This is a genomic window from Camelimonas sp. ID_303_24 (assembly GCF_053543495.1).
Map to the genome: position 1 here is coordinate 1 of NZ_JBLLJM010000030.1, position 14,294 is coordinate 14,294.

General features: G+C 66.8%; 13 protein-coding genes. 4 read left to right on the plus strand and 9 right to left on the minus strand.

Going from position 1 to position 14,294, the window contains the following annotated elements:
• Nucleotides 1-15: 15 nt before the first annotated feature.
• From ACERNI_RS16650 to fabA, 8 genes are all read right to left on the minus strand, one after another.
• Nucleotides 16-1,371: a bifunctional folylpolyglutamate synthase/dihydrofolate synthase gene (locus tag ACERNI_RS16650; protein ID WP_448834365.1), complete on the minus strand. Its 1,356-nt coding sequence runs from the start codon at nucleotides 1,369-1,371 to the stop codon at nucleotides 16-18.
• A 17-nt stretch (nucleotides 1,372-1,388) separates the two neighbouring features.
• On the minus strand, nucleotides 1,389-2,297 hold the full coding sequence (gene accD, locus ACERNI_RS16655; protein WP_448834366.1) for an acetyl-CoA carboxylase, carboxyltransferase subunit beta: 909 nt from the start codon (nucleotides 2,295-2,297) through the stop codon (nucleotides 1,389-1,391).
• A gap of 273 nt (nucleotides 2,298-2,570) precedes the next feature.
• Nucleotides 2,571-3,437: a tryptophan synthase subunit alpha gene (gene trpA, locus ACERNI_RS16660; RefSeq protein ID WP_448834367.1), complete on the minus strand. Its 867-nt coding sequence runs from the start codon at nucleotides 3,435-3,437 to the stop codon at nucleotides 2,571-2,573.
• On the minus strand, nucleotides 3,434-4,738 hold the full coding sequence (gene trpB, locus ACERNI_RS16665; RefSeq protein ID WP_448834368.1) for a tryptophan synthase subunit beta: 1,305 nt from the start codon (nucleotides 4,736-4,738) through the stop codon (nucleotides 3,434-3,436). The genes trpA and trpB overlap by 4 nt, the downstream gene beginning before the upstream one ends.
• Nucleotides 4,735-5,421 carry a phosphoribosylanthranilate isomerase gene (locus tag ACERNI_RS16670; RefSeq protein WP_448834369.1) on the minus strand — a complete coding sequence of 229 codons (687 nt, stop codon included), beginning with the start codon at nucleotides 5,419-5,421 and terminating at the stop codon, nucleotides 4,735-4,737. Before ACERNI_RS16670 ends, trpB begins: the two co-directional genes overlap by 4 nt.
• 809 nt (nucleotides 5,422-6,230) lie before the next feature.
• Nucleotides 6,231-7,052, minus strand: a complete 822-nt coding sequence (gene fabI / locus ACERNI_RS16675; RefSeq protein ID WP_448834370.1) for an enoyl-ACP reductase FabI — start codon at nucleotides 7,050-7,052, stop codon at nucleotides 6,231-6,233.
• A gap of 249 nt (nucleotides 7,053-7,301) precedes the next feature.
• On the minus strand, nucleotides 7,302-8,525 hold the full coding sequence (fabB, locus tag ACERNI_RS16680) for a beta-ketoacyl-ACP synthase I (RefSeq protein ID WP_448834371.1): 1,224 nt from the start codon (nucleotides 8,523-8,525) through the stop codon (nucleotides 7,302-7,304).
• 272 nt (nucleotides 8,526-8,797) lie between these two features.
• On the minus strand, nucleotides 8,798-9,322 hold the full coding sequence (gene fabA / locus ACERNI_RS16685; protein WP_448834372.1) for a 3-hydroxyacyl-[acyl-carrier-protein] dehydratase FabA: 525 nt from the start codon (nucleotides 9,320-9,322) through the stop codon (nucleotides 8,798-8,800).
• A 375-nt stretch (nucleotides 9,323-9,697) separates the two neighbouring features.
• Here fabA and irrA point away from each other — a divergent pair, with 375 nt between their 5' ends.
• Nucleotides 9,698-10,177 (plus strand): iron response transcriptional regulator IrrA, encoded by a 480-nt coding sequence (gene irrA, locus ACERNI_RS16690; protein ID WP_448834373.1) that lies wholly within the window; start codon nucleotides 9,698-9,700, stop codon nucleotides 10,175-10,177.
• 357 nt (nucleotides 10,178-10,534) lie between these two features.
• Here the strand turns inward: irrA and ACERNI_RS16695 are convergent, their stop codons facing one another.
• Nucleotides 10,535-11,059 carry an SH3 domain-containing protein gene (locus ACERNI_RS16695; RefSeq protein ID WP_448834389.1) on the minus strand — a complete coding sequence of 175 codons (525 nt, stop codon included), beginning with the start codon at nucleotides 11,057-11,059 and terminating at the stop codon, nucleotides 10,535-10,537.
• A gap of 235 nt (nucleotides 11,060-11,294) precedes the next feature.
• Between ACERNI_RS16695 and ACERNI_RS16700 the strand changes: the two genes are divergently transcribed.
• From ACERNI_RS16700 to ACERNI_RS16710, 3 genes are all read left to right on the plus strand, one after another.
• A complete protein-coding gene (locus ACERNI_RS16700) occupies nucleotides 11,295-12,290 on the plus strand; it encodes a 2-hydroxyacid dehydrogenase (RefSeq protein WP_448834374.1) in 996 nt (331 codons plus the stop codon).
• A 41-nt stretch (nucleotides 12,291-12,331) separates the two neighbouring features.
• On the plus strand, nucleotides 12,332-13,129 hold the full coding sequence (locus ACERNI_RS16705; RefSeq protein ID WP_448834375.1) for a YiiX/YebB-like N1pC/P60 family cysteine hydrolase: 798 nt from the start codon (nucleotides 12,332-12,334) through the stop codon (nucleotides 13,127-13,129).
• Between the two features lie 349 nt (nucleotides 13,130-13,478).
• A complete protein-coding gene (locus tag ACERNI_RS16710; RefSeq protein WP_448834390.1) occupies nucleotides 13,479-14,141 on the plus strand; it encodes a sulfate transporter family protein in 663 nt (220 codons plus the stop codon).
• Nucleotides 14,142-14,294 lie beyond the last annotated feature (153 nt).

Below are 14,294 nucleotides of genomic sequence, written 5' to 3' on the forward strand. Positions count from 1 at the left end.
GAATGTCGATCCGTCCTAGACCGGCGGCGTGCCGTTGGCGGCCAGCACCTCGCCGGCCAGGTAGAGCGAGCCGGCGATCAGGATGCGCGGCGGGCGGGCCCAGACGCGGCGGCTGGTGGCGATCAGCGCCGCTTCGACGCTTGTGGCCGTTTCGGCGCGCATGCCGGCGGCCAGCGCCAGTTGCGCCACCTCGGCGGCGGGGCGCGCCGCCATCTGGCCGGGGATCGGCACGGCGATGACATCGCGCGCCAGGCCGGCGAACGGCGCCAGAAAACCCTCGCCATCCTTGGTTCCCAGCATGCCGACGATCATCACCAGCGGGGCCGGGCTACGTTCTTCCAGATCGGCCAAAGCGGCGGCGATGGCGCGGCCGCCATCCGGATTGTGGCCGCCGTCGAGCCAGATTTCCGCGCCCGCCGGCGCCAGCGACGGCAGCCGCCCCTCCCGCAGCCGCTGCATGCGCGCCGGCCATTCAGCCCCCAGCAAGCCGCGTTCAATGGCGGCGTCGGAGAGATTGCTCATGCCGGCGGCGCGCAGGGCGGCAATGGCGGCGCCAGCGTTGATGTGCTGGTGACGGCCGCCGAGGCGCGGCAGCGGCAGGTCGAGCAGACCGTTGATATCTTCGTAGATCAGCCGGCCATTTTCCTCGCGCGCCTGAAAATCCTGGCCGCCGACGAACGGGATCGCGCCGACGCGCAGCGCCGCCTCCTCCAGTTCGCGGCTGACGTCGCGCGGCTGGGCGGCAATGATCGCAGGACAATCGGCCTTGAACACCCCGGCCTTCTCGCGGGCGATGGCCAGCACGTCCGTGCCGAGGAATTCCGCGTGGTCCTGCGATACCGGCGTTACAACCGCCGCCACCGGGGCGTCGATGACATTGGTGGCGTCGTAGCGTCCGCCGAGGCCGACCTCCAGCAACAGCACGTCGGCCGGATGCTCGCTGAACAGCTTCAGCGCCGCCGCGGTGGTGATCTCGAACACGGTGATTGGCTGGCCGGCGTTGACCTGCTCGCAGGTCCGCAGCGCCTCCACCAGCACGTCCTCATCGACGAAGACGCCAGGTTCGCCGCGCCGACCGAGGCGGATGCGCTCATGAAAGCGCACCAGATGGGGCGAGGTGTAGACGTGAACCGCGAGGCCCGCCGCTTCGAGAATCGCCCGCATGAAGGCGATGGTCGAGCCCTTGCCATTGGTGCCGGCCACATGGATGACCGGCGGCAGGCGCTTCTCCGGCGCGCCGAGCGCGGTCAGCAGGTGTCGAATCCGGTCCAGCGACAGGTCGATGGCCTTCGGATGCAGGCCAAGAAATCGCGCGATCAGGGCGTCGGATGTGTCGCCGCCCATCTGGCCCCGGCTCATGTGCGGCGTCATCTGCGGCGTCCTGCCCGTCAGCCGGCCACAGCCTCGGCCGGCGCATCGGCGCGGGCGATGGCGTCGCCATCGTCGCGCGCCGGCTGTTTCATCAGCAGGCGGCACAACCGGGCAATGGTGGCCTTCAGCTCATGGCGGTGCACGACCATGTCGACCATGCCGTGCTCCTTGAGATATTCGGCGCGCTGGAAGCCTGGCGGCAGCTTCTCGCGGATGGTCTGCTCGATGACGCGCGGCCCGGCGAAGCCGATCAGCGCTCCTGGCTCGGCGATATGGATGTCGCCCAGCATGGCGTAAGAGGCGGTGACGCCGCCGGTGGTCGGATTGGTCTGGACGACGATGTACGGCAGGCCCGCCTCGCGCAGATGGCGCACCGCCACGGTGGTGCGCGGCATCTGCATCAGCGAGAACATGCCTTCCTGCATGCGGGCGCCGCCCGAGGCCGCAAACAGCACGCAGGGCGTCTGGCGGGCGACGGCGGTCTCCAGCGCCGTGATCACCGCTTCGCCGGCGGCCATGCCGAGCGAGCCGCCCATGAAGTCGAAGTCCTGCACGGCGACGACCATCTGGGCGCCTTCCACGGCACCGGCGCCGACGCGCACCGCGTCTACCGCGCCGGTCTTGGCCCTGGCGTCGCGCAGGCGATCGACATATTTTTTCTCATCGCGGAATTTCAGCGGATCGAGCGGCGCCTCCGGGAAGGTGATTTCCTCCCAGGTCTCGTGGTCGAACATCGCCTTCAGGCGCGCCGCCGCCGACATGCGCAGGTGGAAATCGGAGCCTGGAATGACGAACTGGTTGGCTTCCACTTCCTTGTGGAACACCATCTGCCCGGTCTCCGGGCACTTGATCCAGAGGTTCTCCGGCACTTCCCGCTTGAACAGCGTCTTGATCTTCGGCCGGACGACGTCGGAAATCCAGTTCATGAACCCTTGACCTTCTGCGTCGCTCCAGCCGGAGGCGCTCCATGCCAGAACCGCCTGCGGCGGCGGGACTGGATCATGCTCCTGGGGCAGCTTCCCGCAAGGCAGCGACCGCGTCGCCTCGGGAAAACCCGTCAAATCAACAAGGCAGAGCAAACCGCCGGTTCAGCCCGGTCGCATTCAGCTCTGGACGAGAGCCCTCAATAAAGGGAGCAATCGCGCAATTTCAAGGCGGCCGCCATCCCGCGACCGCCATTCGCCCATGGCGACCGCGGCTTATGCGCGCCCGGCGCGCACGCCCCGGGCCAGTTCGCCCACCAGCGAGATCACCGCCTCATGCGTGCCGGCGGTCGCCCTGCCGTCGCCATCCAGCGAGGCGCGGATGCGGTCGACGAGGGCAGAGCCCACCACCACGCCATCGGCGCCCGTGGCCGCAACCGCCGCCGCGTGCTCCGCGTTCTTGACGCCGAAGCCGACGGCAACCGGCAGCCGGGTGTGCTGCTTGATGCGGGCGATGGCCGCGCCAACCTGGCCGAAATCCGGCGTGGCCGAGCCGGTGATGCCGGTGATCGAGACGTAGTACACGAAGCCCGCCGTATTGGCGAGAACCACCGGCAGGCGCGCGTCGTCCGTCGTCGGCGTCGCCAGGCGGATGAAGGCGAGCCCGGCCTGCAACGCCGGCAGGCACAGCTCGTCGTCCTCTTCCGGCGGCAGATCGACGACGATCAGGCCGTCCACGCCAGCCGCTTTGGCGTCGGCGAGGAACCGCTCCACGCCATAGACGTAGATGGGGTTGTAGTAGCCCATCAGGATGACCGGCGTCGCCTGGTCGCTTTCGCGAAACCGGCGCACCAGCTCCAGGGTGCGGATCTGCGTCTGGCCCGCCCTGAGGGCGCGCAAGCCGGCGGCCTGAATCGACGGGCCGTCGGCCATCGGATCCGTGAACGGCATGCCGATCTCGATCACGTCAGCGCCGGCCGCCGGCAGGGCCGCGATGATGCCCACCGAGGTTTCGAAGTCCGGATCGCCCGCCGTGAGAAAAGTTACCAGGGCGGCGCGGCCTTCGGCCTTGCACGCGGCGAAGCGCGCATCGATGCGCGCCACGCCCGTCGCGGCCGTCTGTTTCGCTTCCACCACGCTCATGCCCGTGCTCCGCCCGTGTTGCCGTCCAGATTGGGGCCAAGCATCTCGGCCACCTGGGGAACGTCCTTGTCGCCGCGCCCCGAGAGAGAAACGACCATGAGGTGGTCCTGCGGCATCTGCGGCGCCAGCTCGATGACGCGGGCAATGGCGTGCGAAGGCTCGAGCGCCGGAATGATGCCTTCCAGCCGGGTCAGCAACTGGAACGCAGCCAGGGCCTCATCGTCGGTGGCGCTGAGATAGTTGACGCGGCCCACGTCATGCAGCCAGGCGTGCTCCGGGCCGATGCCCGGATAGTCGAGGCCAGCCGAAATGGAATGGGCTTCGGTGATCTGGCCGTCGGCATCCATCAGCAGATAGGTGCGGTTGCCGTGCAGCACGCCCGGACGGCCGCCGGCGATCGACGCCGCGTGCATGCCCGATGAAATGCCGTGGCCCGCCGCCTCGACGCCATAGATGGCCACTTCCGGGTCGTCGAGGAACGGGTGGAACAGGCCCATGGCGTTGGAGCCGCCGCCGATGCAGGCGACCAGGCTGTCGGGCAGCCGCCCCTCAGCCGCCAGCATCTGCTCGCGGGTTTCATTGCCGATGATCGACTGGAAATCGCGCACCATGGCCGGATAGGGGTGCATGCCCGCCACCGTGCCGATGCAATAGAACGTGCTGCCGACATTGGTCACCCAGTCGCGCATCGCCTCGTTCATGGCGTCCTTGAGGGTGCGCGAACCGGACTCCACCGGAACCACCGTGGCGCCCAGCATGCGCATGCGGAACACGTTCGGCATCTGCCGCTCCACGTCCACCGCGCCCATGTAGACGACGCAGTCAAGGCCGAAGCGGGCGCAGAGGGTGGCGGTGGCGACGCCATGCTGGCCAGCGCCGGTCTCGGCGATGATGCGCTGCTTGCCCATGCGGCGGGCCAGCAGGATCTGGCCCAGCACATTGTTCACCTTGTGGGAGCCGGTGTGGTTCAGCTCCTCGCGCTTCAGGTAAATCTTGGCGCCGCCATCGCGGCCGGCCTTGCGGGCCTCGGCGCGCAGGTGCTCCGTCAGGCGCTCGGCGTAATAAAGCGGGCTCGGCCGGCCGACATAGGTGGCCAGATGGCGCTGCATCTCGGCGTGGAATTCCGGATCAGCCTTGGCCTCCGCCCACGCCGCTTCCAGCTCATGCACCAGCGGCATCAGCGTCTCGGCAACGAACTGGCCGCCGTGCAGGCCGAAGCGGCCGCGCGCGTCAGGGCCGCTGCGATAGGAATTGGGCCGTTGCCCCGCCTGCGGCGAAGCGGTGTGGGAATGAGCGCTCACGCAACCGGTTCCTTCATGCTCGGACGCGACAAAGCCGCGCCAACTGCCGCGCGAATGAACGCGCCGACAAGCGCCGCGTCCTTGACGCCTGGCGCATTCTCTACTCCCGACGAGACGTCAACGCCAGCCAGGGAAGCCTGTCCGGCCAGGCCAGCGATGGCGCCGGCCACATTGTCCGGATGCAGGCCGCCCGACAGCAGGAATGGCGGCAGCCGCGCATCGCCCGCCAGCGCCCAGTCGAACGCCACGCCATTGCCGCCAGGGCGGGTGGCGTCGCGCGGCGGCCGGGCGTCGAGCAGCAGCAGATCGGCGGCGTCATAGGTCAGGGCCCGCGCCACGTCTTCCGGGCCGGAGACACCAATCGCCTTGATGAGGCCGACGTCATGCGCCGCCTGGATTTCCGCCACCCGCTCCGGCGTTTCGGCGCCATGCAATTGCAGCCAGTCCGGCTTCACTTCTTCCACGATGCGCGCCACCGCGTCGTCATCGGGGTCAACCGCCAGCACCACGCTCTGGGCCTGGCGCTCGCGCGCCCTGGCAACCAGCCGCGCCGCGTCGGCGAGATCGAGATGCCGGGGGCTGCGGGCGAAGTGGACGAAACCAACCATGTTCGCGCCAGCCGCCAGGGCGGCGTCCAGCGTCTCCGCGTCGCGCAAGCCACAAATTTTCACCAGAAACGTCATGGGCGCTCCCTGAGCATGGCCAAAACCCGGCCGGCCGGCTCCACGGCCGGGTTCGCATGACTTGTGACCCTTGTCCACCGCGACGTTCTTTCCCGCGCGAGGCCCGCGACGGAGCCGCCGGGGCAGCATGGGATCGGGACGCCCCGGAAACATGCGCCGCCGTTCTGTTGGTCAGATGGGCGAGCGCGGACCGGTCCGGAACCTGCCCACATGGCGCAAAATGTCGCATGCCGGGCCAGCGGCGGCCGGCCGCATTATGACAGCCTGATGACGGAAGCTGCCCGGAACGAATTGTATAACAAATACTTGTCGACCTGGATCAGCGCAGCGCGGCGATCCGGCGCCGGCGGAGCGGGTTGCGAATTGCCGCCATGGCCCGCATCGCGCTCACGGAAATCTCACCATCCGGCATTTTTTGTAAAAAATTTCGTTGCAAATGATACCAGCCCGGTTAGTCTCAGCCCCGAAAAGAAAAAAGGGCCGCGCACAAAGCGCCGCCCTTGAAGTCTAGGGAGGAAACGCCCACAGAGGGCATGCAGCAAGTGCTGCAAGTTCACTGATAGGGCGCGTCGCAAAATGACGCAACTTTTATCATGGCAGCATCGCTGCCATTTTTTGTGCTGTGTGCGCAAGGACACACCACAGCATCCGCCCCTTCAGGCGGCCAAGCCTGGCGCAAGTCTGCAGCAGCAACAAAAAAGCGGCCCGAGAGGCCGCATTTTCTTTTTCAGACGCCGCGCCGCCGCTGCCTGATTTTCAGGCGCCGGCGCAGGGGCGAAATCCTGCGCCTGGCTGCTGCCCGAGTGCCTTCAGGCCCCTTCAGCCTCCGCCTGCGCATCTTCCTGCGCCTTCAGCTCGGACGTGCGCGGCATGGCGATAATATTGTAACCGCTGTCCACATAATGGATCTCGCCGGTCACGCCGGACGACCAGTCCGACAGCAGATACAGCGCCGACTTGCCAATCTCCTCGATCGACACCGAGCGCCGCAGCGGCGCATGCGCCTTCTGGTAGTTGAACATCAGCCGCGCGTCGTTGACGCCGGCGCCGGCCAGCGTGCGCACCGGCCCGGCGGAAATGGCGTTGACGCGCACCGCGTCCGGCCCGAAGTCGGAGGCGAGGTAGCGCACGCTCTGCTCAAGCGCCGCCTTGGCCACGCCCATGACATTGTAGTTCGGCATGACCCGGTTGGCCATGAAGCTCAGCGTCAGCATCGCGCCGCCGTCCGGCATCATCGCCGCCGCCCGCCGGGCGATCTCGGTGAACGAGAAGCAGGAGATCACCATGGTGCGCGAGAAATTGGCGCGGCTGGTGTCGGCGTAGCGCCCCTTCAGTTCGTTCTTGTCGGAGAAGGCGATGGCGTGAACGAGAAAGTCGATCTTGCCCCACTTTTCCTTCAGGGCGGCGAACACGGCGTCGACGCTGTCGATGTCCTCGACGTCGCAGGGCAGCAGCACGTCAGCGCCAAGGGACGCCACCAGCGGAGCAACCCGCTTGCGCAGGGAATCGCCCTGATAGGTGAAAGCCAGTTCGGCGCCTTCGGCGGCCAGGGCCTGGGCGATCCCCCAGGCGATCGAATGGTTGTTGGCAACGCCCATGATGAGGCCGCGCTTGCCCGCCATCAACGCCATGTGTCGTCCTCTCCATGCGGCCGCCGCCGGCGACGCGCCAGTTTGCAACGGGTCCGGTCAGGAAGTTGCCTGAACTGCGGAAGCCGCGCCAGTTTCAAATCCATAAGGCGCGCGCGCCAGAGCACTTCCATGAAAAGTGGACGTCACCTTTCATGCCGGGCATGCATCAAACCAGACTGGAAAAGCGTTTCCGCCCGTTCGCGTGACCGGAAACGCCCCTGGCGCGGTTTCCCGCGCCGCCCCTGCGGGTCAGGAATCGATGTGCTTCAGCACCAGCGTCGCATTGGTGCCGCCAAAACCGAAGGAATTGGTCAGAACCGTTTCCAGCTTCGCGTTGTCGATGCGCTTGCGCACGATCGGCATGTCGGCGAATGCGGGATCAAGCTCCTCGATGTGGGCGCTCTCGCAGATAAAACCGTTCTGCATCATCAGCAGTGAATAGATCGTCTCCTGCACGCCGGTGGCCCCGAGGGAGTGACCGGTCAGCGACTTGGTGGCCGAGATGGGCGGGCACTTGTCGCCGGCGCCGAAGACCTCGCGGATCGCCTCGATTTCCTTGTCGTCGCCGACAGGCGTCGAGGTGGCGTGCGGATTGATGTAGGAGATCGGCTGCTTCACCGTCGCCAGGGCCTGGCGCATGCAGCGGATGGCGCCCTCGCCCGAGGGCGCGACCATGTCATAGCCATCCGACGTGGCGCCGTAGCCAACAACCTCGCCATAGATTTTGGCGCCGCGGGCCCTGGCGTGCTCAAGCTCCTCAAGCACCAGGACGCCAGCGCCGCCAGCGATGACGAAACCGTCGCGGTTCCTGTCGTAGGCGCGCGACGCGGTCGAGGGCCGGTCGTTGTACTTGCTCGACATGGCGCCCATGGCGTCGAACAGCACGGACAGGCTCCAGTCCAGCTCCTCGCAACCGCCGGCGAAAACGATGTCCTGCTTGCCCCAGGCAATCTGCTCATAAGCAGCGCCGGCGCAGTGCACCGACGTGGCGCAGGCCGAGGAGATCGAATAGTTCACGCCGCGAATCTTGAACCAGGTGGCCAGGGTGGCCGACGCGGTCGATGACATGGCCTTGGGCACGGCAAACGGACCGACGCGCTTGGGCCCCTTGGTGCGGGTCACGTCGGCTGATTCGACGATGGTGCGGGCGGACGGTCCGCCGGAACCCATGATGATGCCGGTGCGCTCGCTGGAAATGTCGCCAGGCTCCAGCCCCGCGTCGGCGATCGCCTGCTCCATGGCCACATGGTTCCATGCGGCGCCCTCGCCGAGGAAGCGCATGGCGCGGCGGTCAACCAACGTTTCGGGGGCAAGCGTCGGCTTGCCATAAACCTGGCTGCGGAAGCCGAGTTTGGCGTATTCTTCGGCGAACGAAATGCCGGAGCGGGCCTCACGGAGCGACTCCGTCACCTCCGCGATATTGTTGCCAATGGACGAGACAATGCCCATCCCGGTAACGACGACGCGCCTCATCAGCCGCTGTTCCTTTCTCCGGACCGGCGCGGCGTCGTGACCCAAAGGCCGCGACTCCCCGCAGATCTGCACCATTTCGCGAACGCGCGAACGCGCGCCTGATTCCATTCAGTCGCCGGCGCGGACGCGCCGGGCGTTATCCGGAGCATATCGTGTTTTTCCGGGAGCGGCGCAATGGCCCGGGACGCCAGATCACAAAACCAGGCAAACCGGGCCGCGCCCGCGCGGACCCACGCCGGATCGTCCGGCGCGGCCCGCGGCCTGCGTTTGCCTCAGACCTTGGACAGCCCGACGCGCAGGTCTTTCGCCTCGTAAATCTTTTCGCCATCGGCCTTCAGCCAGCCGTCAGCCGTGCCCAGCACCAGCCGGCCGCGCATGACGCGTTTGAAGTCGATGCCATATTCGAGCAGTTTGACGTCCGGGCGCACCATGCCCTTGAACTTCACCTCGCCGGTGGAGAGGGCCATGCCGCGGCCCGGCTCGCCGAGCCAGCCGAGGAAAAAGCCGGTGATCTGCCACATGCCGTCGAGACCGAGGCAGCCCGGCATGATCGGATTGCCCTGGAAGTGGCAGGGGAAATACCAGTCGTCAGGGCTGACATCGTATGCGGCCCGGACGTAGCCCTTGTCGAAGTCGCCCCCCGTTTCGGAGATGTCGGTGATGCGATGCACCATCAGCATGGGCGGCAGGGGCAACTGGGCGTTGCCCGGCCCGAACAGTTCGCCGCGCCCGCAGGCGAGGAGCTCTTCGTAGGTGAAGCTGGATTGACGCGTGGCGCTGTGAGCAGTGTCGGTCATCGTCCTGACAAATCGCGGGTGGATCCTGGTGAAGGGATCACATCGTGGGTGCGCGGCGAATGCGCAAGAGAAGGACCGGAGCCGGGCCTGTGGCCGTCGCCTGTCTTCACGGGCGCTTGTAACATGATTGCCGCCCCGGCTGAAAGCCGCACATTGACGTCGTCGAAAGTTCTGGAAGCGCCAGAAGATTGCAGCGGGGAGATTACCGCCCAGGAAACGCGTCCAGGGAACGCACCCGGGATCGCCGCCAGCAGCCTGAACCAGCCGCCGGAGCGGCGCCTTGTGGTCGCAGGTAAACCATTGAAACAGGGCGCGGGTTGCAGCCGCGGCCTCTGTTGCCTATGATAACAGGGCAATTTACGGGATATGGCTTTGATGACTGACGGCGACGCCCTGCGTGGCGTGGATACTGTTGCTGGCGAGACGGACGGCCTGAAGGGCTGCCCGGTGCACGCCCTGCGCGCGGAATTGCGTCGCGCCGGACTTCGCCCCACCCGCCAGCGCGTTTCTCTGGGTTGGCTCCTGTTCGCAAAGGGCGACCGCCACGTAACGGCTGAAATGCTGTACGAGGAGGCCAGCAAGGCCCGCGTTCCGGTCTCCCTCGCCACCGTCTACAACACGCTGCACCAGTTCACCGAGGTCGGTCTGCTGCGTGAGGTGGCTGTTGACGGCTCGCGCACCTATTTCGACACCAATGTCGGCGACCACCACCACTTCTTTGTCGAAGGCGAGGAGCGGCTGCTGGACATCCCCGGTTCGTCGATCAACATCTCCAACCTGCCGGACGCGCCGGAAGGCATGGAAATCGCTCGCGTCGACGTGGTGGTGCGCCTGCGCCCCAAGCGCGTTTCCTGACCGCCGGCTTCCGGATGGCGCGCGTCATGACGGCACGCGCCCAATGATGCGCGTCCTGAGATGCGCATCCTGGCCGGCCGCTGATTTTCGGCGTCACGTCCGCACAATCCATACCCGCAAAAACGACCGCCGTTCCGGCGGTCTTTTTTTTGACCATATGCCCGCGCCTCGCGCCAGGAGCACCAGGAGCACCAGGAGAGCCAGGGCAGTCTGGCGCGCCCTCCTCCAGGGCCCGCCGAATCGCGAGACGCCGATGTGGCGATGCGGCGTGGCGACGCCCGGCCAGCACGCTTTCGCCGCCAGGATCACGCCTCTCCGTCAGCATTCCCCATCCGGATCTCGCCAGTCCCCTGGCCGTCAGTCGACCACTTCGCCAGGATAGACGCCCCACAGCTTGTCCTGCCGCATAAAGCCTTCGCGCCGGGCGACCTCGACCCGACACCAGGTTTTGTCGCACTTTTTGACCTGGACGACGACATTGGGCTCCAGCTTCGCCGCCAGCGACGCCGTTTCCGACGCCTCGCGATACATCGGCACGAACGCCGCCTTTTCCCACGGCGCCACCAGGGCGGTGCGCTTGCCTGACAGCAGCGAGTGCAAAACCCAGCCTTCCACGCCTTCTGAATCACGCACCCGCCGCCAGGTTTCGAACTCGGCGGTGATCTCCACCGGAAGTCCGACCCGGTGATAGACCCAGGTCGTGGCGTGGTCCTTGTTGGGCCCCTGACGCAGGTTGACGCGATCTGACTTCAGGCTGACGTAGCGCGGCAACGGCAGCCCGGTCACCGAGCCCTTTGGCCCGTCCGCCGCGCGCGCCGGCGTCAGGCCAGCCGGCGCGAACCCCGCCGCGAGCAGCGCCAGCGCGGCCGCGACCTGCGTCATCGCCACGCGCCCGCTCCTGACCCGGCCAACCCCAATCATGCTCCATCTCCCGTCCGGCGCCCCGGCTTCAATGCCGGCGCCAGCGATCCCCATCCTGACGGGCGCATGGGCGTCCGACGATTGGATGCGTTGTGTTTCTGGTCTTGTCTGCTACAGAGTCCCGAGACGCAGATCTCACCCTGTGTCGCCCGAGCCTGCTTAACGCTGCGTGAAAAGCACCTGCCTGGGACGCGTCATGACCAAAAAGAAACTCCTCGTCGTCGTCACCCGCCGGCTTCCGGACGCCATCGAAACCCGCATGGCGGAACTGTTCGACGTACGGCTGAACCATGACGACGCGCCCATGCGTCAGGCCGACCTGATCGAGGCGGTGAAGACAGCGGACGTGCTGGTTCCGACCATCACCGATGTGATCGATTCCGCCGTGCTCGCCCAGGCTGGTCCGCAATTGCGGCTCATCGCCAATTTTGGCGCCGGCGTCGATCACATCGACGTTCAGCAGGCGCTGGCCCGCGGCGTCACCGTCACCAACACGCCTGGCGTCCTCACCGAGGACACGGCCGACATGACCATGGCGCTGATTCTCGCCGTGGCGCGCCGCATCGCCGAAGGCGCACGGGTGGTGCCGGACGACGAATGGACCGGCTGGTCGCCCACATGGATGCTGGGCCGGCGCATCACCGGCAAACGCCTCGGCATCGTCGGCATGGGCCGCATCGGCCAGGCCCTGGCCCGCCGCGCCCGCGCCTTCGGCCTGTCGATCCATTACCACAACCGCCGTCGCGTCCCCGCCGCCACCGAGCAGGCGCTGGAGGCGACCTATTGGGAATCGCTCGACCAGATGCTGGCCCGCATGGACATCATTTCGGTCAACTGCCCGCACACGCCGGCCACCTATCACCTGCTGTCCGCCCGTCGCCTCAAACTGCTGAAGCCCTCGGCGATCATCGTCAATACGGCGCGCGGCGAGATCATCGACGAGACCGCCATGGCGCGGATGCTGGAGGCCAACGAGCTGTCCGGCGCCGGGCTGGACGTGTTCGAGCACGCTCCGGCGGTCAATCCCCGGCTGCTCAAGCTGGCGCGCGCCAACAAGGTGGTCCTGCTGCCCCATCTTGGTTCGGCCACCATCGAAAGCCGCCACGACATGGGCGAGAAGGTCATTCTCAACATCCAGACTTTCATGGACGGACACCGGCCGCCGGACCGCATCCTGCCCAGCATGCTGTAAGGGGCGGCGTCCGCACCAGGGCCAGCCTCCGGTAGAATCACATGGACAGCGCGCTCAGCTGGCTCGGGCGGAAGATCGCCGCCTTCCTGATGCAGGAGCTTCCTGGCTACAGGCCCTCGGCCCCGCCGGACCCGGCGGCCCTCGCCCGCGCCCTGCAGCCGGGCGACGTGCTGCTGGTCGAGGGGGCGACGCGCATCGCCTCGATCATCAAGTACCTCACCCAGTCCAGCTGGTCCCACGCCGCCTTGTATGTGGGGCCGGTTCGGGATCAGGATGACCACGTGCTGGTCGAGGCCGACGTGCAACACGGCGTCACCACCGCGCCCCTGTCAAAATACGCCGCCGCCAGCGTCCGCATCTGCCGCCCGGTCGCATTGACGCCAGACGACCGTGACGCTGTTGTCGCCTACGCCCGCTCGCGCATCGGCCAGGCCTACGACCTGCGCAATGTCATTGATCTTGGTCGCTACCTGCTGCCCCTGCCGGCGCCATCGCGGTTTCGCCGGCGCATGATCGCCCTTGGCTCCGGCGAGCCGACCCGCGCCATCTGCTCGACGCTGATCGCCCAGGCGTTCGAGCAGGTGCGCTATCCGGTATTGCCGCGCCTCGAGATCGCCGCACGCAAGAACATGACGCGATTTACCCGCGCCGAAATCCTGCACATCCGCCATCACAGTCTGTTCGCGCCGCGCGATTTCGACATCTCGCCCTATTTCGCGATCGTCAAACCCACCATCGAAACCGGCTTCGACTACAAGCAACTGGTCTGGAGCGCCGACATGGGGCGCGAAGCGGCGCCGGATGCCGCCGACGGCGCCAGCGCCGGCCTGCTTGCCTGAGGGCGGATCCGCCCGGCCGGCATATATTCGCGCCAGACATGCAGCGGGCGCCTTGCACCAGACGCCTTGCAACAGACGCCCCATGGCCGCCATATCCACGCCGCAACCAGCCCTCATGCAGCGCGAAGATTATCCGGCGCCGTTCAGGCGGCTGGCGCCATCGTCGCCGCGCAACGCCAGTCTCACCCGGGGCGCGCCCATGATTAAACAGACGGTTACGCCCCCGCTGTATCCTGTCGTCTGAAGCCGCCTCCGGACACGCACAACGAGAGCCCCCTTGATCAGCAGCCTGCGACACACCGGCCCCGTGCAGATCTTCAACGCCGCCACCCAGGCGCTGCGGCAAATCATGTCGCCGCCGTTCCGGCGCATGTTGCTGCGCTCCGTCGGCCTGACCCTGCTGATTCTCGGGCTCGTCTGGTTTGGCCTCACCCGCCTGCTGAATCATTACCTCGCCTCGCACAGCCTCAGCGCCTCATGGCCCATTCTCGACACGCTGGCGTTTTTCGTGGCGGGCGCCGGACTGATGGTTGGACTGGCCTTCCTGATTCCGCCGGTCTCCGCGCTGGTTTCCGGCTATTATCTCGATGATGCGGCCGAGCTGGTGGAGAAAACCGACTACCCGGACGATCCGCCCGGCAAGGCGCTGTCCGTTGGCATGTCCCTGCTCTATGGCCTGCGTTTCGCCGGCCTGTCGCTGGTGATCAACCTCTTCGCCCTGCTGCTGTTTTTCATCCCGGGCGTCAACATGGCGGCGTTTTTCATCGCCAATGGCTACCTGCTCGGGCGCGAGTATTTCGAGATGGCGGCGGCGCGCTTCCGTCCCATGTCCGAGGCGGAAGCCATGCGCCTGCGCAACCGGCCCACCGTATTCGGCGCCGGCCTGGTGGCTGCCCTGCTGGTGGCTGTGCCGGTGCTGAATCTGCTGACCCCGCTGTTCGGCATCGCCCTGATGGTGCACGTGCACAAGAGCGTGCAGCGGGCCGAACTGGCCAATCCGCCAGCGCCCTGACCCTGTAATCGCCGGCCCTTGCCCGCATGGCTGAAGAGGCCCCGGACAAGCGGCGCGCCAGGTCCAGGCAAATGTAAAGGTACGGGCACAGGCCAGGATCTGCCGCCGCGCCGCGCTGCCCCACTTTTCAGAACCGTTCCAAGTTGATGTTTC

What these genes read in the sequence shown, in the direction of transcription:
- ACERNI_RS16650 (WP_448834365.1), bottom strand. Translation starts at nt 1,371, where the DNA reads ATGACGCCGCACATGAGCCGGGGCCAGATGGGCGGCGACACATCCGAC.
- accD (WP_448834366.1), bottom strand. Translation starts at nt 2,297, where the DNA reads ATGAACTGGATTTCCGACGTCGTCCGGCCGAAGATCAAGACGCTGTTC.
- trpA (WP_448834367.1), bottom strand. Translation starts at nt 3,437, where the DNA reads ATGAGCGTGGTGGAAGCGAAACAGACGGCCGCGACGGGCGTGGCGCGC.
- ACERNI_RS16670 (WP_448834369.1), bottom strand. Translation starts at nt 5,421, where the DNA reads ATGACGTTTCTGGTGAAAATTTGTGGCTTGCGCGACGCGGAGACGCTG.
- fabI (WP_448834370.1), bottom strand. Translation starts at nt 7,052, where the DNA reads ATGGCGTTGATGGCGGGCAAGCGCGGCCTCATCATGGGCGTTGCCAAC.
- fabB (WP_448834371.1), bottom strand. Translation starts at nt 8,525, where the DNA reads ATGAGGCGCGTCGTCGTTACCGGGATGGGCATTGTCTCGTCCATTGGC.
- fabA (WP_448834372.1), bottom strand. Translation starts at nt 9,322, where the DNA reads ATGACCGACACTGCTCACAGCGCCACGCGTCAATCCAGCTTCACCTAC.
- irrA (WP_448834373.1), top strand. Translation starts at nt 9,698, where the DNA reads ATGACTGACGGCGACGCCCTGCGTGGCGTGGATACTGTTGCTGGCGAG.
- ACERNI_RS16695 (WP_448834389.1), bottom strand. Translation starts at nt 11,059, where the DNA reads ATGACGCAGGTCGCGGCCGCGCTGGCGCTGCTCGCGGCGGGGTTCGCG.
- ACERNI_RS16700 (WP_448834374.1), top strand. Translation starts at nt 11,295, where the DNA reads ATGACCAAAAAGAAACTCCTCGTCGTCGTCACCCGCCGGCTTCCGGAC.
- ACERNI_RS16705 (WP_448834375.1), top strand. Translation starts at nt 12,332, where the DNA reads ATGGACAGCGCGCTCAGCTGGCTCGGGCGGAAGATCGCCGCCTTCCTG.
- ACERNI_RS16710 (WP_448834390.1), top strand. Translation starts at nt 13,479, where the DNA reads ATGTCGCCGCCGTTCCGGCGCATGTTGCTGCGCTCCGTCGGCCTGACC.